The organism is Variovorax sp. J31P207 (genome assembly GCF_030316965.1).
Classification (GTDB): Bacteria; Pseudomonadota; Gammaproteobacteria; order Burkholderiales; family Burkholderiaceae_C; genus Variovorax; species Variovorax ginsengisoli_B.
In genome coordinates, this window is the sequence record NZ_JASZYN010000009.1 from 12021 (window position 1) to 37254 (window position 25234).

26 protein-coding genes are annotated in these 25234 nt (G+C 68.1%); 17 read left to right on the top strand and 9 right to left on the bottom strand.

Annotated elements, in window-relative coordinates; genetic code table 11:
• Window positions 1–19: 19 nt before the first annotated feature.
• The 9 genes from nirB to QTI68_RS27100 all read left to right on the top strand — a co-directional run bounded on the left by nirB (window position 20) and on the right by QTI68_RS27100 (window position 10021).
• Window positions 20–2476, top strand: coding sequence for a nitrite reductase large subunit NirB (gene nirB / locus QTI68_RS27060; RefSeq protein ID WP_286526119.1), 2457 nt, complete (start codon window positions 20–22; stop codon window positions 2474–2476).
• A gap of 14 nt (window positions 2477–2490) precedes the next feature.
• Window positions 2491–2871 carry a nitrite reductase small subunit NirD gene (gene nirD, locus QTI68_RS27065; RefSeq protein WP_286526120.1) on the top strand — a complete coding sequence of 127 codons (381 nt, stop codon included), beginning with the start codon at window positions 2491–2493 and terminating at the stop codon, window positions 2869–2871.
• Between the two features lie 8 nt (window positions 2872–2879).
• Window positions 2880–5696: a nitrate reductase gene (locus QTI68_RS27070; protein WP_286526121.1), complete on the top strand. Its 2817-nt coding sequence runs from the start codon at window positions 2880–2882 to the stop codon at window positions 5694–5696.
• 24 nt (window positions 5697–5720) lie between these two features.
• The gene (gene ybiB, locus QTI68_RS27075; protein WP_286526123.1) at window positions 5721–6662 is read left to right on the top strand and encodes a DNA-binding protein YbiB; all 942 of its coding nucleotides are present in this window, start codon (window positions 5721–5723) and stop codon (window positions 6660–6662) included.
• Window positions 6659–7447 carry a uroporphyrinogen-III C-methyltransferase gene (gene cobA, locus QTI68_RS27080; RefSeq protein WP_286526124.1) on the top strand — a complete coding sequence of 263 codons (789 nt, stop codon included), beginning with the start codon at window positions 6659–6661 and terminating at the stop codon, window positions 7445–7447. Before ybiB ends, cobA begins: the two co-directional genes overlap by 4 nt.
• Before the next feature lie 10 nt (window positions 7448–7457).
• Complete coding sequence (locus tag QTI68_RS27085) at window positions 7458–8696, top strand: BaiN/RdsA family NAD(P)/FAD-dependent oxidoreductase (protein WP_286526127.1); 1239 nt, start codon at window positions 7458–7460, stop codon at window positions 8694–8696.
• Window positions 8697–8794: 98 nt separating this feature from the next.
• Complete coding sequence (gene rpsU / locus QTI68_RS27090; protein WP_007833691.1) at window positions 8795–9007, top strand: 30S ribosomal protein S21; 213 nt, start codon at window positions 8795–8797, stop codon at window positions 9005–9007.
• A gap of 109 nt (window positions 9008–9116) precedes the next feature.
• Entirely contained in the window at window positions 9117–9566 is a 450-nt protein-coding gene (locus tag QTI68_RS27095; RefSeq protein WP_286526128.1) for a GatB/YqeY domain-containing protein, read from the top strand.
• A gap of 2 nt (window positions 9567–9568) precedes the next feature.
• Window positions 9569–10021, top strand: a complete 453-nt coding sequence (locus tag QTI68_RS27100; RefSeq protein ID WP_286526130.1) for an NUDIX domain-containing protein — start codon at window positions 9569–9571, stop codon at window positions 10019–10021.
• 20 nt (window positions 10022–10041) lie between these two features.
• Here QTI68_RS27100 and QTI68_RS27105 read toward each other — a convergent pair whose 3' ends face one another.
• The 4 genes from QTI68_RS27105 to pmbA form a co-directional block, all read right to left on the bottom strand.
• Window positions 10042–11244, bottom strand: coding sequence for an ammonium transporter (locus tag QTI68_RS27105; protein ID WP_286526132.1), 1203 nt, complete (start codon window positions 11242–11244; stop codon window positions 10042–10044).
• A 175-nt stretch (window positions 11245–11419) separates the two neighbouring features.
• Entirely contained in the window at window positions 11420–11821 is a 402-nt protein-coding gene (locus QTI68_RS27110) for a type II toxin-antitoxin system VapC family toxin (RefSeq protein WP_286526134.1), read from the bottom strand.
• A gap of 6 nt (window positions 11822–11827) precedes the next feature.
• Window positions 11828–12085, bottom strand: coding sequence for a type II toxin-antitoxin system Phd/YefM family antitoxin (locus QTI68_RS27115; RefSeq protein ID WP_286526137.1), 258 nt, complete (start codon window positions 12083–12085; stop codon window positions 11828–11830).
• 45 nt (window positions 12086–12130) lie between these two features.
• A complete protein-coding gene (pmbA, locus tag QTI68_RS27120; RefSeq protein WP_286526139.1) occupies window positions 12131–13501 on the bottom strand; it encodes a metalloprotease PmbA in 1371 nt (456 codons plus the stop codon).
• 58 nt (window positions 13502–13559) lie between these two features.
• Between pmbA and yjgA the strand changes: the two genes are divergently transcribed.
• The 3 genes from yjgA (at window position 13560) to QTI68_RS27135 (ending at window position 15559) form a co-directional block, all read left to right on the top strand.
• On the top strand, window positions 13560–14216 hold the full coding sequence (yjgA, locus tag QTI68_RS27125; RefSeq protein WP_286526141.1) for a ribosome biogenesis factor YjgA: 657 nt from the start codon (window positions 13560–13562) through the stop codon (window positions 14214–14216).
• A gap of 26 nt (window positions 14217–14242) precedes the next feature.
• A complete protein-coding gene (gene mog, locus QTI68_RS27130; protein WP_503011747.1) occupies window positions 14243–14800 on the top strand; it encodes a molybdopterin adenylyltransferase in 558 nt (185 codons plus the stop codon).
• Between the two features lie 219 nt (window positions 14801–15019).
• The gene (locus QTI68_RS27135) at window positions 15020–15559 is read left to right on the top strand and encodes an ORF6N domain-containing protein (protein WP_286526145.1); all 540 of its coding nucleotides are present in this window, start codon (window positions 15020–15022) and stop codon (window positions 15557–15559) included.
• A 172-nt stretch (window positions 15560–15731) separates the two neighbouring features.
• Here QTI68_RS27135 and QTI68_RS27140 read toward each other — a convergent pair whose 3' ends face one another.
• The 5 genes from QTI68_RS27140 to QTI68_RS27160 form a co-directional block, all read right to left on the bottom strand.
• Entirely contained in the window at window positions 15732–17168 is a 1437-nt protein-coding gene (locus QTI68_RS27140) for an aldehyde dehydrogenase family protein (RefSeq protein ID WP_286526147.1), read from the bottom strand.
• 35 nt (window positions 17169–17203) lie between these two features.
• Window positions 17204–17656, bottom strand: coding sequence for a nuclear transport factor 2 family protein (locus QTI68_RS27145; protein WP_286371343.1), 453 nt, complete (start codon window positions 17654–17656; stop codon window positions 17204–17206).
• A 42-nt stretch (window positions 17657–17698) separates the two neighbouring features.
• A complete protein-coding gene (kdgD, locus tag QTI68_RS27150) occupies window positions 17699–18610 on the bottom strand; it encodes a 5-dehydro-4-deoxyglucarate dehydratase (RefSeq protein ID WP_286526149.1) in 912 nt (303 codons plus the stop codon).
• A gap of 49 nt (window positions 18611–18659) precedes the next feature.
• Window positions 18660–19637 carry a Bug family tripartite tricarboxylate transporter substrate binding protein gene (locus tag QTI68_RS27155; RefSeq protein WP_286371341.1) on the bottom strand — a complete coding sequence of 326 codons (978 nt, stop codon included), beginning with the start codon at window positions 19635–19637 and terminating at the stop codon, window positions 18660–18662.
• A 107-nt stretch (window positions 19638–19744) separates the two neighbouring features.
• Window positions 19745–20551, bottom strand: coding sequence for a FadR/GntR family transcriptional regulator (locus QTI68_RS27160; RefSeq protein WP_286526166.1), 807 nt, complete (start codon window positions 20549–20551; stop codon window positions 19745–19747).
• 67 nt (window positions 20552–20618) lie between these two features.
• On the opposite strand from QTI68_RS27160, the gene QTI68_RS27165 reads away from it, so the two are divergent.
• From QTI68_RS27165 to QTI68_RS27185, 5 genes are read left to right on the top strand one after another with little or no spacing between them, the layout of a single operon-like run.
• On the top strand, window positions 20619–21461 hold the full coding sequence (locus QTI68_RS27165) for an NAD-dependent epimerase/dehydratase family protein (RefSeq protein WP_286526167.1): 843 nt from the start codon (window positions 20619–20621) through the stop codon (window positions 21459–21461).
• A 5-nt stretch (window positions 21462–21466) separates the two neighbouring features.
• A complete protein-coding gene (locus tag QTI68_RS27170; protein ID WP_286526169.1) occupies window positions 21467–22357 on the top strand; it encodes an SMP-30/gluconolactonase/LRE family protein in 891 nt (296 codons plus the stop codon).
• Between the two features lie 49 nt (window positions 22358–22406).
• Window positions 22407–23378, top strand: coding sequence for a TRAP transporter substrate-binding protein (locus QTI68_RS27175; protein ID WP_286526171.1), 972 nt, complete (start codon window positions 22407–22409; stop codon window positions 23376–23378).
• Between the two features lie 59 nt (window positions 23379–23437).
• A complete protein-coding gene (locus QTI68_RS27180) occupies window positions 23438–23926 on the top strand; it encodes a TRAP transporter small permease (RefSeq protein WP_286371336.1) in 489 nt (162 codons plus the stop codon).
• 3 nt (window positions 23927–23929) lie between these two features.
• Window positions 23930–25225 carry a TRAP transporter large permease gene (locus tag QTI68_RS27185; protein WP_286526172.1) on the top strand — a complete coding sequence of 432 codons (1296 nt, stop codon included), beginning with the start codon at window positions 23930–23932 and terminating at the stop codon, window positions 25223–25225.
• Window positions 25226–25234: the final 9 nt, after the last annotated feature.

Below are 25234 nucleotides of genomic sequence, written 5' to 3' on the forward strand. Positions count from 1 at the left end.
CCACGAAAGGTCCAGCCCCATGAAGAAGATGAAACTCGTGATGGTCGGCAACGGCATGGCCGGCGTGCGCACGCTCGAGGAACTGCTCAAGATCGAGCCCGAGCTCTATGACATCACCGTATTCGGCGCCGAGCCGCATCCGAACTACAACCGCATCCTGCTGTCCCCGGTGCTGGCCGGCGAGCAGACCGTGGACGAAATCGTCCTCAACAGCTGGGAGTGGTACGCCGACAACCACATCACGCTGCATGCCGGCAAGAAGGTGGTCGAGATCGACCGCGTCAAGCGCGTCGTGCGCGCCGACGACGGCACCGAGGCCGCCTACGACCGGCTGCTGCTGTGCACCGGCTCCAACCCCTTCATGCTGCCGGTGCCCGGCAAGGACCTGAAAGGCGTGATCGCCTACCGCGACATCGCCGACACCGACTACATGATCGAGACCGCCCGCACGCACAAGAACGCGGTCGTGATCGGCGGCGGCCTGTTGGGGCTGGAGGCGGCCAACGGCCTGATGCTGCGCGGCATGACCGTGACCGTGGTGCACGTGATGCCCTGGCTGATGGAGCGCCAGCTCGACGACGTCGCGGGCAAGCTGCTGCAGAAGTCGCTGGAAGACCGGGGGCTGAAGTTCATGATGGGCGCGCAGACGCAGGAGCTGGTCGGCGGACCCGACGGCCGGGTCAGCGCGATCCGCTTCAAGGACGGCACCGAGGTGGCAGCCGACCTGGTCGTGATGGCGGTCGGCATCCGGCCCAACACCGAGCTGGCCGAGAAGGCCCGGCTGCATGTCAACCGCGGCATCGTGGTGACCGACACCCTGCAGACCGTGACCGACGCCCGCATCTACTCGGTCGGCGAATGCGCGGCGCATCGGGGCATCGCCTACGGCCTGGTGGCGCCGCTGTTCGAGCAGGCCAAGGTGGCGGCCAACCACCTGGCGCAGTTCGGCATCGGCCGCTACCTGGGCTCGCTGACCTCGACCAAGCTCAAGGTCACCGGCATCGACCTGTTCTCGGCCGGCGAATTCATGGGTGGCGAAGGCACCGAGGAAATCGTCATGAGCGACCCCTTCGGCGGCGTCTACAAGAAGCTGGTGATCAAGGACGACAAGCTGGTCGGCGCCTGCCTCTACGGCGACACGGTCGACGGCAGCTGGTACTTCAAGCTCTTGCGCGACGGCCGCAGCGTGCACGACATCCGCGACAAGCTGATGTTCGGCGAATCGAACATCGGCGACACCGGCCACGAGGGCCACAGCAAGGCTGCCTCGATGCCCGACGACGCCGAGGTCTGCGGCTGCAACGGCGTCAACAAGGGCACCATCTGCAAGGCGATCAAGGACCGCGGCCTGTTCACGCTGGAGGAGGTCAAGAAGCACACCAAGGCCAGCGCCTCGTGCGGCTCGTGCACCGGACTGGTCGAGCAGATCCTGATGTTCACGGCCGGCGGCGACTACTCCGCCACGCCGAAGAAGAAGGCGGTCTGCGCCTGCACCGACGTCAGCCACCAGGACGTGCGCGAAGCGATCCGCAAGCAACACTACCTGACGCACGACGAGGTCTACCGCAATCTCGGCTGGCGCACGCCCAACGGCTGCGCCAGCTGCCGCCCGGCCGTCAACTACTACCTGATCTCGACCTGGCCCAAGGAGGCCAAGGACGATCCGCAGAGCCGCTTCATCAACGAGCGCAGCCACGCCAACATCCAGAAGGACGGCACCTACTCGGTGATCCCGCGCATGTGGGGCGGCCACACCACGCCCGACGAGCTGCGCCGCATCGCGGATGCGGCCGACAAATACAAGATCCCGACGGTCAAGGTCACGGGCGGGCAGCGCATCGACCTGCTGGGCGTGAAGAAGGAAGACCTGGAGAACGTCTGGAAGGACATCGGCATGCCCTCGGGCTTCGCCTACGCCAAGTCGCTGCGCACGGTGAAGACCTGCGTCGGCAGCGAGTGGTGCCGCTTCGGCACCCAGGACTCGACCCAGCTGGGCAAGGACCTGGAGCGCGCGCTGTGGGCGATGTACTCGCCGCACAAGGTCAAGCTGGCGGTCTCGGGCTGCCCGCGCAACTGCGCCGAATCGGGCATCAAGGACGTCGGCGTGATCGGCGTCGACTCGGGCTGGGAGATCTATGTCGGCGGCAACGGCGGCATCAAGACCGAGGTGGCGCACTTCCTGGTCAAGGTGAAGAGCGCCGAGGAAGTGATGGCGTACGCCGGCGCCTTCCTGCAGCTGTACCGCGAGGAAGGCTGGTACCTGGAGCGCACCGTGCACTACATCGGACGGGTCGGCCTCGACCACGTGAAGAAGCGGATCCTCGAAGACGCCGAGGGCCGCAAGGCGCTCTGGGAACGGCTGCAATTCGCGCTCGACGGCGAACCCGATCCGTGGTTCGAGTCGAGCCAGGCGTCGGTCGACGTCCGGCAGTTCACGCCGGTGGCGGTGGTCGGCGCGCTGCCGCAGACCGTTTGAAAGGAAGCACGGCCATGAACCAATGGACAGCCATCTGCCGCGTCGACGACATCCCGGTGCTGGGCGCACGGCGCGTGGCGCGGCCCGCGGGCATCGACGTCGCGGTGTTTCGCAATGCCGAGAACCAGGTCTTCGCCCTGCTCGACCGCTGCCCCCACAAGGGCGGCCCGCTGAGCCAGGGCATCGTCTTCGGCACCAGCGTGGCCTGCCCGCTGCACAACTGGGCCATCGGGCTCGACGACGGCTGCGCGAAGTCGCCCGACGAAGGCTGCACGCCGCGCTTCGCGGTCAAGGTGGCGGACGGCGTGGTGCACCTGGACAGCGCGGAACTGGCCGGCCATGCCACCGAGCTCGAACGCCCGGTCGCCGGCCCGAAGCGCTCGGTCGCGGCTTGAGGAACGACATGAACGAAACACGCTCCACCTGCCCGTACTGTGGCGTCGGTTGCGGCGTGATCATCGAATCCGATGGCGCGCAGATCACGGGTGTGCGCGGCGACCCCGAGCACCCGGCCAACTTCGGCCGCCTGTGCACCAAGGGCTCGACCTTGCACCTCACGGCCAGCGCCGCGGTCACGATGCAGACGCGCCTGCTGCGGCCCATGCAGCGGGTCACCCGAGGCTCGGCGCCCGAAGCGATCAGCTGGGACGGCGCGCTCGACCTCGCCGCCGGGAAGTTCGCGCAGGTGATCCGCGATCACGGGCCGGACGCCGTGGGCTTCTATGTCTCGGGCCAGTTGCTGACCGAGGACTACTACGTCTTCAACAAGCTCGCCAAGGGCCTGATCGGCACCAACAACATCGACACCAACTCGCGCCTGTGCATGAGCAGCGCGGTGGCCGGCTACAAGCAGACGCTCGGCGCCGACGCGCCGCCGGCCTGCTATGACGACCTCAAATCCGCCGACTGCCTGTTCATCGTCGGCAGCAACACGGCCTGGGCGCATCCGATCCTGTTTCGCCGCATCGAGGACGCCAAGGCCGCCAACCCGGCGCTCAAGATCATCGTGGCCGATCCGCGCCGCACCGACACGGCAGAGATCGCCGACCTGTTCCTGCCGATCCAGCCCGGCACCGACGTGATGCTGTTCAACGGCATGCTGCACCTGATGCTCTGGGAAGGCTGGACCGATGCCCGCTACATCTCCGCGCACACCACGGGCTTCGATGCGCTCAAGGCCACGGTGCGCGACTGCACGCCCGACCGCGTGGCGCAGGTCTGCGGCATCGCCAAGGACGACCTGCTGCAGGCCGCGCGGCTGTTCGCGACCTCGGCGGCGACCTTGAGCCTCTACTGCCAGGGCCTCAACCAGTCGTCCTCGGGCACCGCCAAGAACGCGGCGCTCATCAACCTGCACCTGGCCACCGCGCAGATCGGCAAGCCCGGGGCCGGTCCGTTCTCGCTGACCGGGCAGCCCAACGCGATGGGCGGCCGCGAAGTCGGCGGCCTGGCCAACCTGCTGTCGGCCCACCGCGATCTCGCCAACCCCGCGCACCGGGCCGAAGTCGCGGCCCTGTGGGGCGTGCCGGAGGTGCCGGCGAAGGCCGGCAAGACCGCGGTCGAGATGTTCCAGGCGGCGGCCGACGGCGAGATCCGGGCCCTCTGGATCGCCTGCACCAACCCGGCGCAGTCGATGCCCGACCAGGCCACCGTGCGCCGCGCGCTCCAGCGCTGCGAGTTCGTGGTGGTGCAGGAGGCCTTCTCGACCACCGCGACCTGCGACTACGCCGACCTCCTGCTGCCGGCCACCACCTGGGGCGAGAAGGAAGGCACGGTCACCAACAGCGAACGCCGGATGTCGCGCGTGCGCCCGGCGGTGGCGGCGCCTGGCCAGGCGCGCGGCGACTGGGCGATCGGCGTGGATTTCGCGCGCCGGCTCGAAGCCCGGCTCGCGCGCGCCGGCCTCCCGGCCACCCTCTTCCCCTACGCCGACGCCGAATCGGTCTGGAACGAGCACCGCGAAAGCACCCGCGGGCGCGACCTCGACATCACCGGCATGAGCTACGCGATGCTCGAGGCGGCGCCGCAGCAGTGGCCGCTGCGCGAGGGCGAAGCGGCCGGCCGTGCGCGGCTCTACGAAGACGGCGTGTTCCCGACCCCCGATGGCCGGGCCCGCTTCGTCGACACGCCCTACAAGCCGGTGGCCGAGGCCCGCGAGGCGCGCTATCCGTTCTCGCTCAACACCGGCCGGCTGCGCGACCAGTGGCACGGCATGAGCCGCACCGGCACGCTGGGCCGGCTGTTCGGCCACGTGGCCGAGCCGAGCGTGCAGATGCACCCGCAGGACATGGCGCGCCGTCAGCTGGCCGAAGGCGACCTGGTGCATGTGACGTCGCGCCGCGGCTCGATCGTGCTGCCGCTCGCCGCCAGCACGGAAGTCGGCCTGTCCCAGGCCTTCATCGCGATGCACTGGGGCGGCGAGTACCTGAGCGGCAGCTCGAGCACGGGCGAACGGCTGGCGGGCGTCAACGCACTCACCACGCCAAGCTACTGCCCCGACTCGAAGCAGCCGGAACTCAAGCACGCGGCAGTTAAGATCCTCAAGGCCGAGCTGCCCTGGTCGCTGCTCGCTGCCGCCTGGCTGCCCCAGGATGCGGCGCTGGACACGGCCGGCGCGCTGCGCGCCCTGATGCAGAGCTTTCCCTTCGCCAGCTGCGTGCCCTTCGGCACCGGCGGCGCGCTCGAAGGCGGCGCGGCCGAGCGCACCGGCATCCTGTTCCGGGCCGCCGGCTACGAGGCTCCGCCGGACGCCGTGCTGGCGCAGATCGAGAACCTGCTGGCGCTCGGCGGCGCCGACACGCTGCGCTACGCCGATGCCCGGCGCGGCCAGCGGCGCGCCGTGCGGCTGGCACGCGACGGCGTCGACGCCCGGCTCGAAGGCTTCCTGCTCGGCGGCGACACGCGCGCCGAAGCCTGGATCAAGGCCCTGCTGCAGGACCGCCTGCCGGCCCAGGCCTACGGCCGCCAGCTGCTGCGCCCCGGCGCCACGGCACCGGCCGGCGTGGCCGCGCGCGGCAAGGTCGTGTGCAGCTGCTTCGGCGTCACGCAGACCGCGATCGAGGCGCAGCTGGCGAGCGGCCCGGGCGACGAGACCGAAGGCCTGGCCGCACTGCAGGGCGCGCTCAAGTGCGGCACCAACTGCGGCTCCTGCCTGCCCGAACTCAAGCGCATGGTGCGTGCCGGCGTGGCGGGGCATAAGCCCACTGCCCAACCGGCATAAGGCATGCGGGACAATCCGGCACCCATGGGAATCAGTCACTACATCAAGGAAATCGGCCGCGGCGCCCGCGGCGCGAAGCCGCTCGCCCGCGAACAGGCTGCGGACCTGTTCGGCCAGGTGCTGGACGGCAGCATCACCGACCTCGAGATGGGCGCCTTCTGCCTGGCGATGCGGATCAAGGGCGAGACGCCCGAGGAGCTGGCCGGCTTCCTCGATGCCACCCATGCCCGGCTGGCGCGCTTCCCGGCCGGCGAGCGGCCGCTGGTCGTGCTGCCGAGCTACAACGGCGCCCGCCGGCTGCCGGTGCTGACGCCGCTGCTGGCGCTGCTGCTGGCGCGCGAGGGGCTGCCCGTGCTGGTGCACGGTGCGGCCACCGAATCGACCCGGGTCCTGGCGTCCAGCGTGCTGGCCGCGCTCGAGGTGCCGGCGCTGGGGGCAATCCGCCCGATCGCCGGCGGCGAGGCGGTGTTCGCGCCGACCGCGCTGCTGAGCCCCGGGCTCAAGCGCCTGCTCGATGTGCGCCGAGTGGTCGGCCTGCGCAACCCGGGCCACAGCGTGGTCAAGCTGATGCAGCCCAGCCTCGGCGACTGCGTGGTGATCGGCAGCTACACCCATCCCGAATACGCGCGCTCGATGGCCGCCACCTTCGAGCTCACCGGCATGACCGCGCTGCTGTCGCGCGGCCTCGAGGGCGAGAGCGCGGCCGACCCGCGCCGCACCGCGCAGGTCGACGGCTTCGTGCGCGGGCAACGCATCGCGCTGCAGGCGCAGCAGCCCGGCACCCAGGCCGAAGTGCCCGGCCTGCCGAGCGAGATCGACGTCGAGACCACGGCCACCTACACCCGGCGCGTGCTGGCTGGCGAGCTGCCGGTGCCCGACGCGCTGGCGCAGCAGGTGGCGCACGTCCTTCAACTGGCGCAGCGCGCGCAAGAGACACGCGCCACCCACACCGCGGAGATCCCATGAGCCAACTTTCCCTCCAAGGCAGCTGCACGCTGGTGGGCGCCGGTCCCGGCGACCCCGAGCTGCTGACCCTCAAGGCGGTCAAGGCGATCCAGGCCGCGACCGTGCTGCTGGTCGACGATCTGGTCAACGACGAGATCCTGGCCTACGCCCGGCCCGGCGCCCGCATCGTCCACGTCGGCAAGCGCGGGGGCTGCCGCAGCACGCCGCAAGCCTTCATCGAACGCCTGATGATCACCGCGGTGCAGGAAGGCGAGACCGTGGTCCGCCTGAAAGGCGGCGATCCCTTCATCTTCGGCCGCGGCGGCGAGGAGGTCGAGCACCTGCGCGAGCATGGCATCGAGGTCCGGGTCGTCAACGGCATCACGGCCGGCCTGGCCGCGGTCACGGCGCTGGGCGTGCCCCTGACCCACCGCGACCATGCCCAGGGCGTGGTGTTCGTCACCGGCCATGCCAAGACCGGCTACGCCGCCGGCGAACACCCGACCGACTGGCGCCAGCTGGCGGCCACCGCCCGCGACGCCCGCCTCACGCTGGTGATCTACATGGGCGTCGCCGGCGTCGCCCACATCCAGGACGAGCTGCTGCACGGGCTGCCCGGTGACACGCCGGTCGCCGTCATCCAGCATGCCAGCCTGCCGCAGCAGCGCCACATCGCGACCACCCTGGCGCGGCTGCGGGCCGACATCGCGGGCGCGGCCATGGCCAGCCCGTCGGTGATCGTGGTCGGCGACGTGCTGCGCGGCCTGGCTGCGGCCGGCGTCCCGTCGGCCCGCTTCGGCACCTGAGACCGGCCCGTTGGACAGCTTCGACGTCGTCGTCATCGGCGCAGGCGCCGCCGGCCTCTTCTGCGCCGGCGTGGCGGGCCAACGCGGCCTGAAGGTGCTGCTGCTCGACCATGGCGAGCGCATCGCCGAGAAGATCCGCATCTCGGGCGGCGGCCGCGCCAACTTCACCAACCGCGACCTCGACGTGCGCGCACCCCAGCGCCACTTCATCGGCGACAACCCGAACTTCTGCCGCTCCGCGCTGTCGCGCTACACGCCGCAGCAGTTCGTCGCGCTGGTCCAGCGCCACGGCATCGCCTTCCACGAGAAGCACAAGGGCCAGCTGTTCTGCGACGGCCCGTCGCAGCAGATCATCGACATGCTGCTGGCCGAGTGCGCAGCCGGCGGCGTGACCCACTGGCAGCCCTGCAGCGTCGGCGCCGTCTCGTGGTCGGACGACGGCGGCTATGCGATCCAGACCGGCCGCGGCGCCGTGCGCTCGCCCCGCCTGGTGGTCGCGACCGGGGGCCTCTCGATCCCGCAGATCGGCGCCAGCGACTTCGGTTACCGGATCGCCACCCAGTTCGGCCTGCGCGTCATCACGCCGCGGCCGGCGCTGGTGCCGCTGACCTTCGGCGGCGAGGCCTGGGAACCGTATGCGGGGCTGGCCGGGCTGGCGCTGCCGGTGCAGATCGAGACCGGCAGCAAAAAGGAGCGCATGGCGTTCCATGAAGACCTGCTGTTCACCCATCGCGGCCTGTCGGGTCCTGCGGTGCTGCAGATCTCGAGCTACTGGAAGCCCGGCGCGCCCCTGACCCTCGACTTCGCGCCCGGCACCGACGTCGCGGCGGCGCTGTCCGAGGCCAAGCAGCGCTCCCGCAAGCGGATCGGCAACGAACTGGCGGCCTGGGTGCCGTCCCGGCTGGCCGACGCCTGGGTCGGCCAGGACGCCGCCCTGCAGCGCCCGATCAATGAGGCCGCCGACCGGGCGCTGGCGGCCCTGGCCGAGCGCATCGCGCGCTGGCAGATCACGCCCAGCGGCACCGAGGGCTACAAGAAGGCCGAGGTCACGGCCGGCGGCGTCGACACCCGCGACCTGTCCTCCCAGACCCTCGAATCGAAGCAGCCGGGGCTCTATTTCATCGGCGAGGTGGTCGATGTCACGGGCTGGCTCGGCGGCTACAACTTCCAGTGGGCCTGGGCCAGTGCGCACGCCTGTGCCCAGGCGCTGGTGGCGCAACCCAAAGCTGACGCTATAATGTCGGGCTAACTTCGGCCTCCCCTCAACGGCCCACCCCATTTTTCAGTTGAGGAACCCCGGCCCGGGGCCTCGATCTCCCCAGGCCAAATGAACCAACCGATCCCTAAATGACCACCATCCGCGTAAAAGAAAACGAGCCCTTCGACGTCGCACTGCGCCGCTTCAAGCGCACCATCGAAAAGCTCGGCCTGCTGACCGACCTGCGTGCCCGCGAGTTCTACGAAAAGCCGACCGCCGAGCGCAAGCGCAAGAAGGCCGCGGCCGTCAAGCGCCACTACAAGCGCGTGCGCAGCATGCAGCTCCCCAAGAAGCTGTACTAAGCACCCGCAGCGTTGGCCACAGGCCACCGCCCGGTTCAATCCGGATCGAGCCGCGCCAGGGACACCCTGCCGCGGCTTTTGTTTGTCGCTCCATCAAAGAAAGCCAGCCATGAGCCTCAAGAACCAGATCACCGAAGACATGAAGACCGCGATGCGCGCCAAGGACGCCGAGCGCCTGGGCACCATCCGCCTGCTGCTCGCGGCCCTCAAGCAGAAGGAAGTCGACGAGCGCATCGAACTCGATGACGCGATGGTGGTCGCGATCGTCGACAAGCTGGTCAAGCAACGCAAGGACTCGGTCGCCGCCTTCACCCAGGGCGGCCGCACCGACCTGGCCGACAAGGAAGCGGCCGAGATCAAGGTGCTCGAGGTCTACCTGCCGCAGCGCATGAGCGCCGACGAGGTGGCGGTCGAGGTCCGGGCGATCGTCGCCGAGCTCGGCGCCAAGGGCCCGGGCGACATGGGCAAGGTGATGGGCGCGGTCAAGGCCAGGCTGGCCGGCAAGGCCGACATGGGCCAGGTCAGCGCCGCCGTCAAGGCGGCACTCGCCGGCGCCTGAGCATGAAGTCGCGCCCGGTCCTCAAGGCCTGCGCCTGCCTGGTCGATGCCCAGGGCCGGCTGCTGGTGTTCCACCATCCCGAGGACCGCGGCATGCAGCTGCCCAAGGGCACGATCGAGCCTGGCGAAGCGCCCGAGGACGCTGTGCGGCGCGAATTGCTGGAAGAGTCGGGGGTCGACTACGCGGGGCCGCTGGAGCCGCTGGGCACCATCGACCGCTACTGCGAGGCCGGCGTCGAAGGCAACAAGCACCGCCATCCGCAGCTGTGGCACCTGTTCCTGATGCGCTTCGAACACCCGCTGCCCGAAACCTTCGACCATGTCGCAATGGGAAGCCCCGAAGAAGACGGGTTGGTGTTCAGCTTCAGCTGGCTGACGCCGGACGCGTCGCTGGAGGACTTCGCCGCGCCCTACGTCCGGGTGATCGAAAAAGTCCGCGCCGCGCTCGCCGCCTGAGCGCCGGCCCGGGCGCCGCCCTACCAGTTGGCTTCGCGCTCCGGGGTTGCCGAGATGTGGTGGATCGACAGGTCGGCGCCGTCGTACTCCTCCTCCTGCGACAGCCGCAGCCCCAGCGTGGCCTGCAGCACGCCATAGACCGCTGCGCCGGCGACCAGCGCCCAGGCCACCCCGATCGCCACCCCGACCAGCTGGGCCCAGAGGTTCACCCCGCCGATGCCGCCCAGCGCCCGGCTGCCGAAGATCCCGGCCGCGATGCCGCCCCAGGTCCCGCAGAGGCCATGCAGCGGCCAGACGCCGAGCACGTCGTCGATCTTCCACTTGTTCTGCGTCAGGGTGAACATCTTGACGAAGATCGCGCCGGCCACGCCTCCCACCACCAGCGCGCCGATCGGGTGCATCAGGTCGGATCCGGCGCAGACCGCCACCAGGCCCGCCAGTGGCCCGTTGTAGACGAAGCCGGGGTCGTTCCTGCCCAACGCCAGCGCCACCAGCGTGCCGCCGACCATCGCCATCAGCGAATTGACCGCCACCAGGCCCGAGATCTTGTCGATCGTCTGGGCGCTCATCACGTTGAAGCCGAACCAGCCCACGCACAGGACCCAGGCGCCGAGGGCCAGGAACGGGATGTTCGAGGGCGGGTGCGCGCTCAGCGAGCCGTCGCCCCGGTAGCGGTTGCGGCGCGCCCCCAGCAGCAGCACCGCCGGCAGCGCCAGCCAGCCGCCCATCGCATGGACCACCACCGAGCCGGCGAAGTCGTGGAACTCGTTGCCCGTGACCCGGGCCAGCCAGTCCTGGATGCCGAAGGCCCGGTTCCAGGCGATGCCCTCGTAGAGCGGATACACCAGGCCCACGATGACGGCCGTGGCGATCAGCTGCGGCCAGAACTTCGCGCGCTCCGCGATGCCGCCCGAGATGATGGCCGGGATCGCCGCGGCGAAGGTGAGCAGGAAGAAGAAGCGCACCAGCTCGAAGCCGCTGCCGGCCGCCAGTTGCTCGGCGCCGACGAAGAAGTGCGTGCCGTAGGCGACGCCGAAGCCGACCAGGAAATAGACGATGGTCGACACCGAGAAGTCGACCAGGATCTTGACCAGCGCATTGACCTGGTTCTTCTTGCGCACGGTGCCGAGTTCGAGAAAGGCAAAACCCGCATGCATCGACAACACCATGATGGCGCCAAGGAGAAGAAAGAGCGCGTTCGTGCCCCGAGTGAGTGCATCCATTGGAGATTGGCTTTGATATTTGCTTGGAGATGGTGCGTCGACGCCGGATGGCCCGGTTGACGCACCGATCGAAAGCAAAAATGGTGCCAAATCGCCTCATGACGGTGCCTTCCGGTCCATGTCGCTGCATGGCGCACCGAAACGGACGTCGTCCGTCGGCGCCCCAGGCCGGCGATCAGGCGAACGGATTCACCAGGCCGACGCCGAAGGATTCGAAATCACCGACGTTGCGGGTCACGACCTTCAGGCCATGGCGCAGGGCGGTGGCGGCGATCATCGCGTCTTCGTAGAGGGTGTCCGAGCGTCGATGCATCAGCCGGGCCCAGATCCTGAAGGTCTGGGCATCCATCGGCAGACTGTTGTAAGTGGCTGCCACCTGGTCGGCCCAGTGCTCGATCTCGGCCGCCTTGACCGCATCCTGCTCCCGCGTCAGTTCGATCCCCGCCTGGATCTCGCCCAGGCTGACCGCGGACAGATGCAGATCGCTGTCGTCGACGGCCTGCAGCCAGGCCAGCACCGCCCCATGGGGGCGCGGGCGCCGCAGTTCCGAGATGACGTTGGTGTCGAGCAAATACATTGGGCGTCAGTCGAGCGGCTCGGCCCGGCGCCGCCGCGCTCCGCCCCTCTGGGGCACCAGGCTGTCCGTGCGGGCGGCATCGGACATCAGCAGCGATTTCAGGGACGGCCTGGCGGCTTCCTGCAGCCGCTTCCATTCGGCCGCAGGCACCAGCACCGCGGCCTCCGCGCCCCGGCGTGTCACCAGCTGCGGCCCCTCGGCGAGGCAGGCGTCGAGGAATTCGCTGAAGCGCGCCTTGGCATCTTGAACCGGCCATGACTTCATGGCGATCTCCTTCGGACTAGTCAGATGACCAGTCTAGCGACAATCTCATGCCCCCGCGACCTTCATGCGATTGACCAGCAAGGATCCCGTCGTCTTCGCCCCATAGTTGTAGGCATCCGCGCCCACCGCCTCGATGCCCATCAGCATGTCCTTGAGGTTGCCGGCGATCGTGATCTCCTGCACCGGGAACGCGATCCGGCCCTTCTCGACCCAGAAACCGCTGGCGCCGCGCGAATAGTCGCCCGTCACGTAGTTGACGCCCTGCCCCATCAGCTCGATCACCAGGAGGCCGGTCCCGAGCTTCTCGAGCATGGCATCGAGGTCGTCGCCCTTTTTGGTCAGGCGGGAGGTCAGCGTCAGGTTGTGCGAGCCGCCGGCGTTGCCGGTGGTCTTCATGCCCAGCTTGCGGGCCGAGTAGGTGCTGAGGAAATAGCCCTCGAGCCGTCCGGCATCGACCACCTTGCGCTTGCGCGTCACGACGCCCTCGTCGTCGAAGGGCGAGCTGCCCTTGCCGCGCAGCAAATGCGGGTCCTCGACCACGTCGATGTGCTTGGGCAGCACCTTCTTGCCAAGCGAATCGAGCAGGAAGGTGCTTTTGCGATACAGCGCACCGCCGCTGGTGGCCTGCACCAGCCCGCCCAGCAGTCCGGCCGCCAGCGGCGACTCGAACAGCACCGGGCATTCGGTGGTCTTGATCTTGCGCGACTTGAGGCGGCTCAGGGCCCGCTCGGCGGCATAGCGGCCTACGGCCACGGGGCTCGCCAGCTCGTCGGCCGAGCGCATCGAGCTGTACCAGGCGTCGCGCTGCATGTCGTCGCCCTTGCCGGCGATCGGCGCCACCGAGATCGAATGGCGCGAGCTGGCATAGCCGCCGCGGAAGCCGCGGGTGTGGGCACTGAAGAAGTGGCTTTGCTGCGCCGAGACCCCGGCACCTTCGCTGTTGGTGATGCGCTTGTCAGTCGACAGCGCCGCCGCCTCGCATTCGAGCGCCAGGCTGGCCGCCTGCTCGCTGGTGACGTCCCAGGGGTGGAACAGGTCGAGATCCGGCTGCTCCTTGGCGATGTCGGCCTCGTCAGGCAGGCCGCTGACCGGGTCCTCGGCAGTGAAGCGGGCGATGTCGTAGGCCGCCTGCACGGTCTGGGCGATCGCCGCCTCGGAGAAGTCGGAGGTGCTGGCATTGCCGCGGCGGTGGCCCACGTAGACCGTGACGCCGAGCGACTTGTCGCGGTTGCGCTCGACGTTCTCGAGCTCGCCCTTGCGCACCGAGACGCTCAGGCCGCAGCCCTCGGACGCCTCGGCGCCGGCATCGGTCGCTCCGAGCTTCTTGGCATGGGCCAAGGCCGAATCGACCAGGTTTTCGAAGAAAGGACGGCTGTAGGCGAAGCCGGAGTCGGCGCGCGAGGAAGATGTGGTCATGTGTTGGCTATGATACTTGCGCCCCCTGTTCCCGATGGTGCGGCCAACGATTGCATCTATGTCCCGCAAACCCAAAAAAGGCTACTTCGTCCGTGGCGAGTTCGTGGCCGAAGGCAGCGAACTCGATCTGGAGCTCAAGCGCGAGCTCAAGGGCACCGACGCCGCCAGCAAGACCGACCTCAAACGCGAGAGCGCCGAACTGCAGGCGCTGGGCGAAGCCCTGCTCGGCCTGCGCGCCGGCCTGTTCGACACCCTCGACCTGGGCGACAAGCTCAAGGACGCCATCGCCGACGCCAAGCGCATCACCAACTTCGAGGGCAAGCGGCGCCAGATGCAGTTCATCGGCAAGCTGATGCGCGGCCTCGACGCCGCGGTGCTCGACACGGTCCGCGCCGCCCTGGCCGAGCAGGACCGCCTGCCGGCCGAGGAAACCGCGGCGCTGCACGAAGCCGAGCGCTGGCGCGACCGGCTGATCGCCGACGACGATGCGCTGGGCGGCTGGATCGAGACCCACCCGGCCACCGATGCCCAGCAGCTGCGCGCCCTGGTGCGCCAGGCCCGCAAGGACATCAAGGCCGGCCCGCCCGGCGAGGCGCCGCGCCAGGGCAAGGCCTACCGCGAGGTGTTCCAGATCGTGCGCGCCCAGCTGCGCGTGCATGGCACCGCCGACCTCGCCGACGAGGCGGCCGAGCAGGCGCGCGAGGACGACGCATGACGGCATTCGATCCGGTCCGCATCGGCATCGTCTCGGTCAGCGACCGCGCTTCCAGCGGCGTCTATGAAGACAAGGGCCTGCCGGCGCTCAAGGACTGGCTGCAGCGCGCGCTGCGCAATCCGCTTACTTTCGAATCGCGGCTGATCCCGGACGAGCAGGCCGGCATCAGCACGGCCTTGATCGACCTGGTCGACGCCGGCTGCTCGCTGGTGCTGACCACCGGCGGCACCGGCCCGGCCCTGCGCGACGTCACGCCCGAGGCCACGCTGGCCGTGGCCCACAAGGAAATGCCGGGTTTCGGCGAGCAGATGCGGCAGATCAGCCTCGCCTTCGTGCCGACCGCGATCCTGTCGCGCCAGGTCGCGGTGATCCGCGAACGCAGCCTGATCATCAACCTGCCGGGGCAGCCGAAGGCGATTGCCGAGACGCTCGAAGGACTGCGCAATGCAGACGGCACGCAGGCTGTGCCGGGCATCTTCGCGGCGGTGCCGTACTGCGTCGACCTGATCGGCGGGCCCTACCTGGAGACCGACGACGCGGTCTGCAAGGCGTTTCGGCCGAAGTCGGCGGTTCGGTCTATCTAGTCTGTCGAGGACAGAGCAAAGACTCCTTCACAGTTTCTCGTTCTGTCCCGCAAGGTCTGAGCAGGTCGACGACAGGGTTAATACTGCTGCGCAGGTTCTTGATCCAGTCCCATAACGGTGTTGGCGCAAGCCGATGACTAAAAGACGGGGAAGAGGGAGCGCATGGTTACAACAACGACGGGCAGCGCGCTGCTGCCGCGCATCGAGGGGCGCATCCAGGTGCTGCGCGGGCTGAAGGTGATGATCGACGCCGATCTGGCCGAGCTCTACGGCGTGCCGACCAAGGCGCTGAACCAAGCCGTCAAGCGCAATGCAGCACGCTTTCCGCCGGACTTCATGTTCCAGCTCGACGCCGCCGAGAAGGCCGAGGTGGTCACAAACTGTGACCACCTCTCGAAGCTGAAGTTCTCGAGGACGCTGCCATTCGCGTTCACGGAGTTCGGCGCAGTGGCCCTGGCCAACGTGCTGGCCTCGGCACAGGCTGTAGAGATGGGCATCTACGTGGTGCGCGCTTTCGTGCGGCTGCGGCAAGCGGCGAGCTTGCATGAGGATTTGGCCAGGCGACTGGCCGAGATCGAGGAGAAGACAGAGCGGCTGGAGCTATCGCACGACATGCTCAGCCGCAACACGCGCAATCAACTGCGCCAATTGTTCGAGGCCATGCGTGCTCTGACGGTGCCTCCCGACCCGCCCAAACGGCCTATCGGGTTCGTGCCGCCGGAAGAGAAGAAGACACCGAAGGCGCGCAGCAAGAAATAGTCGATCGAATCGAGCTGCATCGACAAGAAAGCCACCCGGACTCCCCGCCAGCACCAAGTTCCGGACAGAGCAAAAACTGCTGCGCAGTTTCTTGGTCTGTCCCGCAAGGTCTAGTCAGTTGAGGACAGAGCAAAAACTGCTAACGCAGTTTCTTGGTCTGTCCCGCAAGGTTTCAGGAAAGCGTGTACGCGGTCTTCACGACAGTGAAGAACTCCTGCGCATACCTGCCCTGCTCGCGCGGCCCGTAGCTCGACCCCTTGCGCCCGCCGAAGGGCACGTGGTAGTCCACCCCCGCTGTCGGCAGGTTGACCATCACCATGCCCGCCTGGCTGTGGCGCTTGAAATGCGTCGCGTACTTCAGCGAGGTGGTGGCGATGCCGGCTGACAGGCCGAACTCGGTGTCGTTGGCCGTGGCCAGCGCCTCCTCGTAGTTCTTCACCCGGATCACGCTCGCCACCGGCCCGAAGATCTCTTCCTTGTTGATGCGCATCGACGCCGCCGACTCGCTGAACAGCGCCGGCGACATGTAGTAGCCGTCGGTGTCGAGCTTCAGCCGCTCGCCGCCCGCGGCCAGCGTGGCGCCCTCGCCCTTGCCGATCGCGATGTATTCCAGGTCCTGGTCGAGCTGCGACTTCGAGGACACCGGACCGATGTCGGTGCCCTGCGCCAGCGCATCGCCGACCTTGATCTTCGCCATGCGGGCCTTCATCGCCTCGATGAACTTCGGATAGATCCCTTCGGTCACGATCAGCCGGCTCGACGCGGTGCAGCGCTGGCCGGTCGAATAGAAGGCGCTCTGCACGCTGAGCTCCACCGCCTGGTTCAGGTCGGCGTCGTCCAGCACCACCTGCGGGTTCTTGCCGCCCATCTCGAGCTGCACCTTCTTGTGGTTGGTGGCGCACTGCACCGCGATGTTGCGGCCCACGCCGACCGAGCCGGTAAAGCTGATCGCATGGATGCCCGGGTGGTTGACCAGCGCGTCGCCAATCACGCTGCCGCGGCCCATCACGAGGTTGAACACGCCCGCCGGAATGCCCGAGCGGCTGATGATCTCGGCCAGCGCCCAGGCGCAGCCCGGCACCAGGTCGGCCGGCTTCATCACCACGCAGTTGCCGAAGGCCAGCGCCGGGGCGATCTTCCAGGCCGGGATGGCGATCGGGAAGTTCCACGGCGTGATCAGGCCGACCACGCCCACCGGCTCGCGCGTGATCTCGATGCCGATGCCGGGGCGCACCGACGGCAGCACCTCGCCCGACAGGCGCAGGCATTCGCCGGCGAAGAACTTGAAGATCTGCGCCGCGCGGGTGGCTTCGCCGATGCCTTCGGCCTTGGTCTTGCCTTCTTCGCGCGCCAGCAGCGTACCCAGTTCTTCCTTGCGCGCCAGGATCTCGTTGCCGATCTTCTCGAGCGCTTCGGAGCGCGCCTGGATGCCGCCCGTCGACCAGGTCGGGAAGGCGGCGGTGGCGGCCGCCACGGCGGCGTCGACCTGGGCCGCGTCGCCCTGCGCGTACTGGCCCAGCACGTCGCCGAGATTGCTCGGGTTGACGTTCGGGCTGTAGCTGGCAGCCGCGCGCCATTCGCCGTTGATGAGGTTGTCGAAGTTCTGCATGGCAGGGTCCTTGGAAATCGGGGTGGGGATAGGCATTACTGCGGCGGGCGCACCGCCTGGCGGGCCAGCAGCTTCCAGTCGCCGCCCGGGCCCTGTTGCTGCCAGACGCCGAGGATCTTGATGCTGACCTTGCCGGGCTTGCCGGAGTCGTTGGTGTCGGCCGTGAGCGTATGGCGCACGATCGCGACGTTGTCGATGACCTTGATGGTCTGCTCGGTGATCGCGATGGTCACGAAGTCCGACTTGCCGTCCATCAGGTCGCTGATGAAGCTGGTCTTGGTGTCGACCTTGCCGCCCGAGTGGCCGTAGCTCAGATCGTCGGCCACCAGCGCATTGAGCGCTGCGGGCGTCGGGTCGATCATCGCCACGCGCAGCTTCTCTGCCGCGGCGGCGACTGCCGGCGACTTGGCCGCCTCGTTGCCACGCATCGTGGTGCAGCCGGCGAAGGCCGCGGTGGCGGCAGCGATCAAGACCAGTTTCTTCAGCATTTTTTGTCTCCTGTTGTTGTGTGATTGCAAGCGCTTGGGAAATTACTGCGGGCCGAGCTTGTCGATCAGCGCGGCCAGGGCCTGGTATTCGTCGGCCTTGAGCTCGGTCAGCGGCGTGCGCACCGGACCGGCATCGTGGCCGACGATCTTCGCGCCGGCCTTCACGATGCTCACGGCGTAGCCCTGGCCCTTGTTGCGGATGTCCAGGTAGGGCATGAAGAAGTCCTTCAGCAGGCGGTGCTGCGTCGCGATGTCGTCCTTGGCGACCGCATGGTAGAAGTCCATCGCGGTCTTCGGAATGAAGTTGAACACCGCCGACGAATACACCGGCGTGCCGAGCGCCTTGTAGGCCGCGGCATAGACCTCTGCCGTCGGCAGGCCGCCGAGGTAGGCGAAGCGGTCGCCCATGCGCAGGTGGATCGCGCTCATGAGTTCGATGTCGCCGATTCCGTCCTTGAAGCCGACCAGGTTCGGGCAGCGCTCGGCCAGCTTCTCGAGCGTGTCGGGGTAGAGCTTGCTCTGGCCGCGGTTGTAGACGATGACGCCGAACTTCACGCTCTTGCAGACCGCCTCGACATGCGCCGCCAGGCCTTCCTGGCCGGCTTCGGTGAGGTAGTGCGGCAGCAGCAGCACGCCATGGGCGCCGGCCTTCTCGGCCGCCTGTGCGCACTGGATCGCGAAGCGCGTCGGGCCGCCGGCGCCAGCGATGATCGGCACTACGCCGCGACAGGTGTCGACCGCGGTCTGGATGATGCCGGGGTACTCGTCGCCGGTCAGCGAGAAGAACTCACCGGTGCCGCCGGCCGCGAACAGCGCGCTCGCGCCATAGGGCGCCAGCCATTCGAGGCGCTTCTCGTAGCTCTTCTTGTCGAAGTCGCCATTGCGGTCGAAATCGGTGAGCGGGAAGGACAGCAGGCCGGAGCCCATGATGGTCTTGAGTTCTTGAGGCGTCATTTTTTGGAAGAACGGGGTGGTGGAAAGGGAGGGTGTGGAGAGGCCGGGGCTAATCCAGCTTGATCTGGGCGGCGTTCACGACCTTGGCCCAGCGGGCGCGTTCCTTCTCGAAGAACTGGTCCTGCTCGGTGGGCGTCATGGTCACGACCTCGGCGCCCTGGCCGGCCAGCCGCGAGCGGATGTCGGGCGAGCGGATGATGGCGATCAGTTCCTTATTGAGGCGCTGCACCAGCGCCTCGGGTGTGCCGCGCGGCGCCAGCACGCCTTGCCAGGTGCCGGATTCGAAGCCGGGCACGCCCTGCTCCGCAATGGTCGGCACTTCGCCGATCAGGGGCATGCGCGTGCCCTTGGACACGCCCAGCACCTTGAGCTTGCCGCTCTGCACATGCGGCAGCGTCGCCAGCATGCCGTTCATCAGCACCTGGGTCTGGCCGGCCACCGTGTCCTGCACCGCCTGCACGCCGCCCTTGTAGGGCACGTAGACCCAGCGCGCGCCGCTCGCGCGCTCGAGCGCGACGCCGGCCAGGTGCGGCGCACTGCCGGTGGCGGTGACCGCGAAATTGAGGTCGGACTTCTTCGACAGCGCGACCAGTTCCTTCAGGTTGTTGGCCGGCACCGACGGATGCACCACCAGCAGGTGCGGCGAGTAGGCCAGCATGGTCACGCCGCGCAGGTCCTTGGCGGGGTCGAAGGACAGCTTGGTGTAGACCGAGGGGCTGATCGCCAGCGCGCCGACGTCGCAAAGCAGCAGCGTGTAGCCGTCGGGCTGGGCCTTGGACACCAGATCGGCGCCGAGATTGCCATTCGCGCCGGCGCGGTTCTCGACGATCACGGATTGCTTGAGTGCCTCCGACAGCGGCACGCTGATCGAGCGGGCGATGATGTCGGACGACCCGCCGGGCGGGTACGGCACGACGATGCGGATCGGCTTCGAAGGCCAGGCGTCGGCGGCCTGCGCGGCACCACCGGCGGCCAGCAGTCCGCTGCCGAGTGCACCTAGGACCAGATGGCGGCGATTCAAGCGCATGGGTTTGTCTCCAGGTTCGTTGAGGAATGAGAATCGCATGGTAGCGATGTCGTCAGTCATCGTACAACTAGATCCGGCAGATGTCCAGCAAAAGACCTGCGCGCCGCTCAGGCCGCCGGCGCCTGCCCTGCGGCCGCGGTCTGCTCGGCGTCGAGCCGGGCCGCTTCCTGGGCGAGGCGAAGCCGTTCGCGGCTGTTGGTGAGATGGATGCGCATCGCCGCGCGCGCCGACTCGGCGTCGCGGCGCGCGATCGCCGCGTAGATTTCCTCGTGCTCGCGGTTCACGCGGCTCAGGTATTCGCCGCGCCGGTCGTGATTGCGGATGGCGGTGATCCGGGTGCGCGGAATGATCGTGGTGCCGAGGTGGCTCATGATGTCCGCGAAGTAGGGATTGCCCGTCGCCTGCGCGATCTGAAGGTGGAAGCGGAAATCGGGCGCCACGGTATCGCCGGCGGTCGTCACGTTGTGTTCGAAGTCGTCGAGCGCCTGCCGCATGGCGGCCAGCTGTCCCTCGGTGCGGCGGGTCGCGGCCAGGCCTGCGGACTCGGTCTCCAGGCTGATGCGCAGCTCGAGCACTGCGAGCACGTCGACCGAGGTCGCGATGTCCGAGGCCTCGAGCCGGAACATGCCGGCGGCGCGCGGCTGCAGCACGAAGGTGCCGATGCCGTGGTGGGTCTCGACCAGCCCGCCTGCCTGCAGCTTGGAGAGCGCCTCGCGCACCACGGTGCGACTCACGCCGTAGGTCTGCATGATGGCCGACTCGGTCGGCAGTTTGTCGCCCGGGCGCAACTGCTGGCTGCGGATCTTGTCGCCGAGGTCGTCGACCAGGCCATGCGCCAGGCCCCGCACCCTGCGGCGCGGAGGAGCGCCGCCGGCTTCGGTGGTTGCGGTAGACCCCGTTGACAGGTTCGACATGGCGTGATGATAATCGCCTCCACGTTGTACGACAACCGATAACTTACGACCACCGACAGAGACACGAATGAGCGCCGCTTCCGCTTCCGCCACCCCTTCCTCCCCCGTCCTCCAAGTCGGCCGCCTCCTCCTGACCGGCGCCGCCGGCGGCCTGGGCAAGGTCCTGCGCGAACGCCTGCGCCCCTACGCGGGCGTGCTGCGCCTCTCCGACATCGCTTCGCTGTCAGCGGCCGAAGGCCCGCACGAGGAAGTCGTCGCCTGCGACCTGTCCGACAAGCAGGCGGTCGATGCGCTGGTGGCCGGCTGCGACGCCATCGTGCATCTGGGCGGCGTGTCGGTGGAACGGCCCTTCGAGGAGATCCTCGAGGCCAACATCAAGGGCGTGTTCCATATCTACGAGGCGGCCCGCCGGCACGGCGTGAAACGCGTGGTGTTCGCCAGCTCCAACCACGTGATCGGCTTCTACAAGCAGGACGAGCACCTCGACGCGCACGTCCAGCGCCGGCCCGACGGCTACTACGGCCTGTCGAAGTCCTTCGGCGAGGACGTGGCCCAGTTCTACTTCGACCGCTGGGGCATCGAGACCGTGAGCATCCGCATCGGCTCCTCGTTCCCCGAGCCCCTCAACCGCCGCATGATGAGCACCTGGCTCAGCTACCGCGACCTGACCACGCTGATCGAGAAGTCGCTGTTCACGCCGGGCGTCAGGCACACGGTGGTCTATGGCGTCTCGGCCAACCGCGACGTCTGGTGGGACAACTCGGGCGCCGCCGTGCTCGGCTACGCGCCGCAAGACACGTCCGAAGTCTTTCGCGACAAGGTCGAGCAGCAGCCACCGGTCGCATCCACCGACCCCAACGCCATCTACCAGGGCGGCGCCTTCACCGCCCAGGGTCCGTTCGGAGACTGAGCGCCATGGGGAGCCAAGCCGAACTCGTGGTCGACGCGCGCTGCGGCACGGGCGAGAGCCCGGTGTGGTCGGTGGCGGAGTCCGCCTTGTACTGGGTCGACATTCCCGGCCGCGCGCTGCACCGCTGGTCGGCGGCCGGCCACACGCAGTGGGCCAGCGACGAAATGCCGGCCTGCATCGCGCCGCGTGCCGACCTGCCGGGCAGCTGGATCGCCGGCATGGAGAGCGGCCTGTTCTCGCTCACGCCGCAGGACGGCGGCACGCTCGCGGCCACCCGGCTCGCCGAGGTGTCGCACGCGCGGCCCGGCATGCGTTTCAACGACGGCCGCTGCGACCGCCAGGGCCGCTTCTGGGCCGGCACAATGCTGATGGACATGGCTGCGGGCGCCCGCGTCGGCCGGCTCTACCGCCACGACAAGGGCAGCCTCGCGCCGTCGCTGCAGCTCGACGACCTGATCGTGCCGAACGGACTCGCCTTCAGCCCCGACGGCCGCACGATGTACCTGTCGGACTCGCATCCCAGCGTGCAGACGATCTGGGCCTTCGATTACGACACCGCCACCGGCACGCCATCGAAGCGACGCGTGTTCGTGGACATGAATCCCCTGCCCGGCCGTCCCGACGGCGCCGCTGTCGATGCCGACGGCTGCTACTGGATCTGCGGCAACGACGCCGGACAGGTGCACCGCTTCACGCCCGAGGGACGGCTCGACCGCTCGCTCGAGGTGCCGGTCAAGAAGCCGGCGATGTGCGCCTTCGGCGGCCCCAAGCTCGACACCCTGTTCGTCACCTCGATCCGCCCGGGCGGCGACCTGTCGGACCAGCCGCTGGCCGGCGGCGTGTTCGCGCTGCGGCCGGGCACGCAGGGCATTCCGGAGCCGGCCTTCGGCGGCTGAACCGATCGCTTTCAGTTTTTCACGACAACCACCAGAAAGAGGAAGACAAATGAAGTTCAACAAGCACGCACTCATCGTCGCCATCGCGGCCGGCGTGACCGCGATGGCCGCACAGGCCACCGAGTTCCGGTCGGCCGACATCCACCCCGATGACTACCCGACCGTGACCGCGGTCAAGTTCATGGGCGAACGGCTCAAGGAGCTCTCCGGCGGCAAGGACACCATCAAGGTGTTCAACAACAGCGCCCTGGGCAGCGAGAAGGACACCATCGAGCAGACCAAGATCGGCGCGCTGCAGATGGTGCGCGTGAACATCGCGCCCATGAACAACATCTGCCCCGAGACGCAGGTGCCGACGATGCCCTTCCTGTTCCGCTCGGTCGACCATCTGCACAAGGTGCTGGACGGCCCGATCGGCGAGGAAATCCTCAAGTCCTGCGAGAAGCAGGGCTTCATCGGCCTGGCCTACTACGACAGCGGTGCGCGCTCGATGTTCACGGCCAAGAAGCCGGTGCGCAGCTTCGCCGACATGAAGGGCCAGAAGGTCCGCGTGCAGCAGTCCGACCTGTGGGTCTCGATGCTCGAGGCGATGGGCGCCAACGCCACGCCGATGCCGATGGGCGAGGTCTACACCGGCCTCAAGACCGGCCTGATCGACGCCGCCGAGAACAACTACCCGACCTATGAAAGCTCGCGCGCCTTCGAGGTCGCCAAGTACTACACCAAGACCGAGCACTCGATGGCCCCCGAGATGCTGCTGTTCTCCAAGCGCGCGTGGGACAAGCTGACGCCGCAGGAGCAGGGCTGGCTGCGCCAGGCCGCCAAGGAATCGGTGCCCTACATGCGCAAGCAGTGGGAAGAGCGCGAAGTGAAGTCGCTCGCGACCGTCAAGGCCGGCGGCGCCGAGATCATCGACATCGACAAGGCCCCGTTCCAGGCCGCGATGAAGCCGGTGTACGACAAGTTCATCGTCGACGCCAAGCTCAAGGACCTCGTCAAGCGCGTGCAGGACACGAAGTAATCGTCTGAGCCCGGCCGCCCTCCCCCGCACGCGGGAGGGCGTCGCCAACCCACATCATCATGTATACGAAAATCTGCCGCACGCTGGCTCGCGCCTGCATGTGGCTGGGCATCTTCGGCCTCGTCGCGGTGATCTGCGCCGTGAGCTGGCAGGTGTTCGGCCGCTACGTCCTCAACAACACCCCCACCTGGGCCGAGAGCCTGGCGCTGCTGCTGGTGCTCTACGTCACCATGCTCGGCGTCGCCGTCGGCGTGCGCGATGCGGGCCACATCGGCCTCGAGTCCTTCCTGGTGCTGGCGCCCGACTGGCTGCGCCTCAAGATGGAATTCCTGATCCACTTCCTGATCCTGCTGTTCGGCGCCGCGATGGCCTGGAACTGCGCCTCGCTGGCCGAGTCGGTCTGGGGCTACCGCCTTCCCACGCTGTGGATCTCCGAAGGCTGGAAATACGTGCCGGCCGCAGTGTCCGGCGTCCTCATCGTGATGTTCTCGATCGAACACATCATCGCGCTCGCCCAAGGCCGCGAAGTCGAACCCGCCTGGGGCTGAGCCATGACCATTCCTCTCCTGATCCTCTGCATCTCCTTCACGGTCTTCCTGCTGCTGGGCGTGCCGGTGGCGTTCTCCATCGGCCTGTCGGCCCTGTCCACCCTGCTCTACGAAGGCCTGCCGCTGGAAGTCGGCTTCCAGCAGATGACCTCCGGCATGGGGATCTTCTCGTTCCTCGCGATCCCGTTCTTCATCTTCGCCGGCGAGCTGATGCTCTACGGCGGCATCGCCGACCGCATCGTCAACTTCGCGCGCAACCTCGTGGGCCACGTGCGCGGCGGCCTGGGCATGTCGAACGTGGTGGCCTGCACCTTGTTCGGCGGCGTCTCGGGCTCGCCCGTGGCCGACGTCTCGGCCATGGGCGCCGTGATGATCCCGATGATGAAGAAGGAGGGCTATCACGCCGACTACGCGGTCAACGTGACGACCCACGCGGCCCTGGTCGGCGCGCTGATGCCGACCAGCCACAACCTGATCATCTATTCGCTCGCGGCGGGCGGCAAGGTATCGATCGCGGCGCTGATCCTCGCGGCACTGCTGCCCGCGGCGGTGCTGACCATCAGCAACCTGGCGGCGGCCTACCTGGTGGCGGTCAAGCGCGGCTATCCGGCCGGCACCTTCCCGGGCTGGCAGATCGTGGCCCGCTCGTTCGCGGCCGCACTGCCGGGCCTGTTCATCGTCGTGCTGATCCTCGGCGGCATCCTGTCGGGCGTCTTCACCGCGACCGAATCGGCCGCCGTGGCCGTGCTCTATGCGCTGGCCCTGACGATCCTGGTCTACCGCACGCTGAAGTGGGAGCACTTCATCAAGGCGGCGGCGAAGGCGGTCCGCACCACGGGCGTGATCCTGCTGCTGATCGGCATCTCGAGCACATTCGGCTATCTGATCAGCCTCTACGGCGTGGCCGAACTCACCGGCCAGATGCTGTCGCAGGTCACGACCACGCCGTGGATGATCTTCCTGCTGATCAACATCATCCTGTTCGTGCTGGGTACCTTCCTGGACATGGCGGCGACCATCCTGCTGTGCACGCCGATCTTCCTGCCGATCGCGCAGCAGTACGGCATGACCTCGGTGCAATTCGGCGTCGTGATGCTGATCAATTGCGCGCTGGGCCTCAACACCCCGCCGGTGGGCACGACGCAGTTCGTCGGCTGCGCGATCGGCGGGGTGTCGGTGGGCACCGTGATGAAGACCATCTGGCCCTTCTATGGCGCGCTGATCTTCGCGCTCGGCGTCGTCACCTTCGTGCCGGCCTTCTCGACCTGGCTGCCCAGCCTGTTCATGGTGGTCAAGTAAGGGAGCACC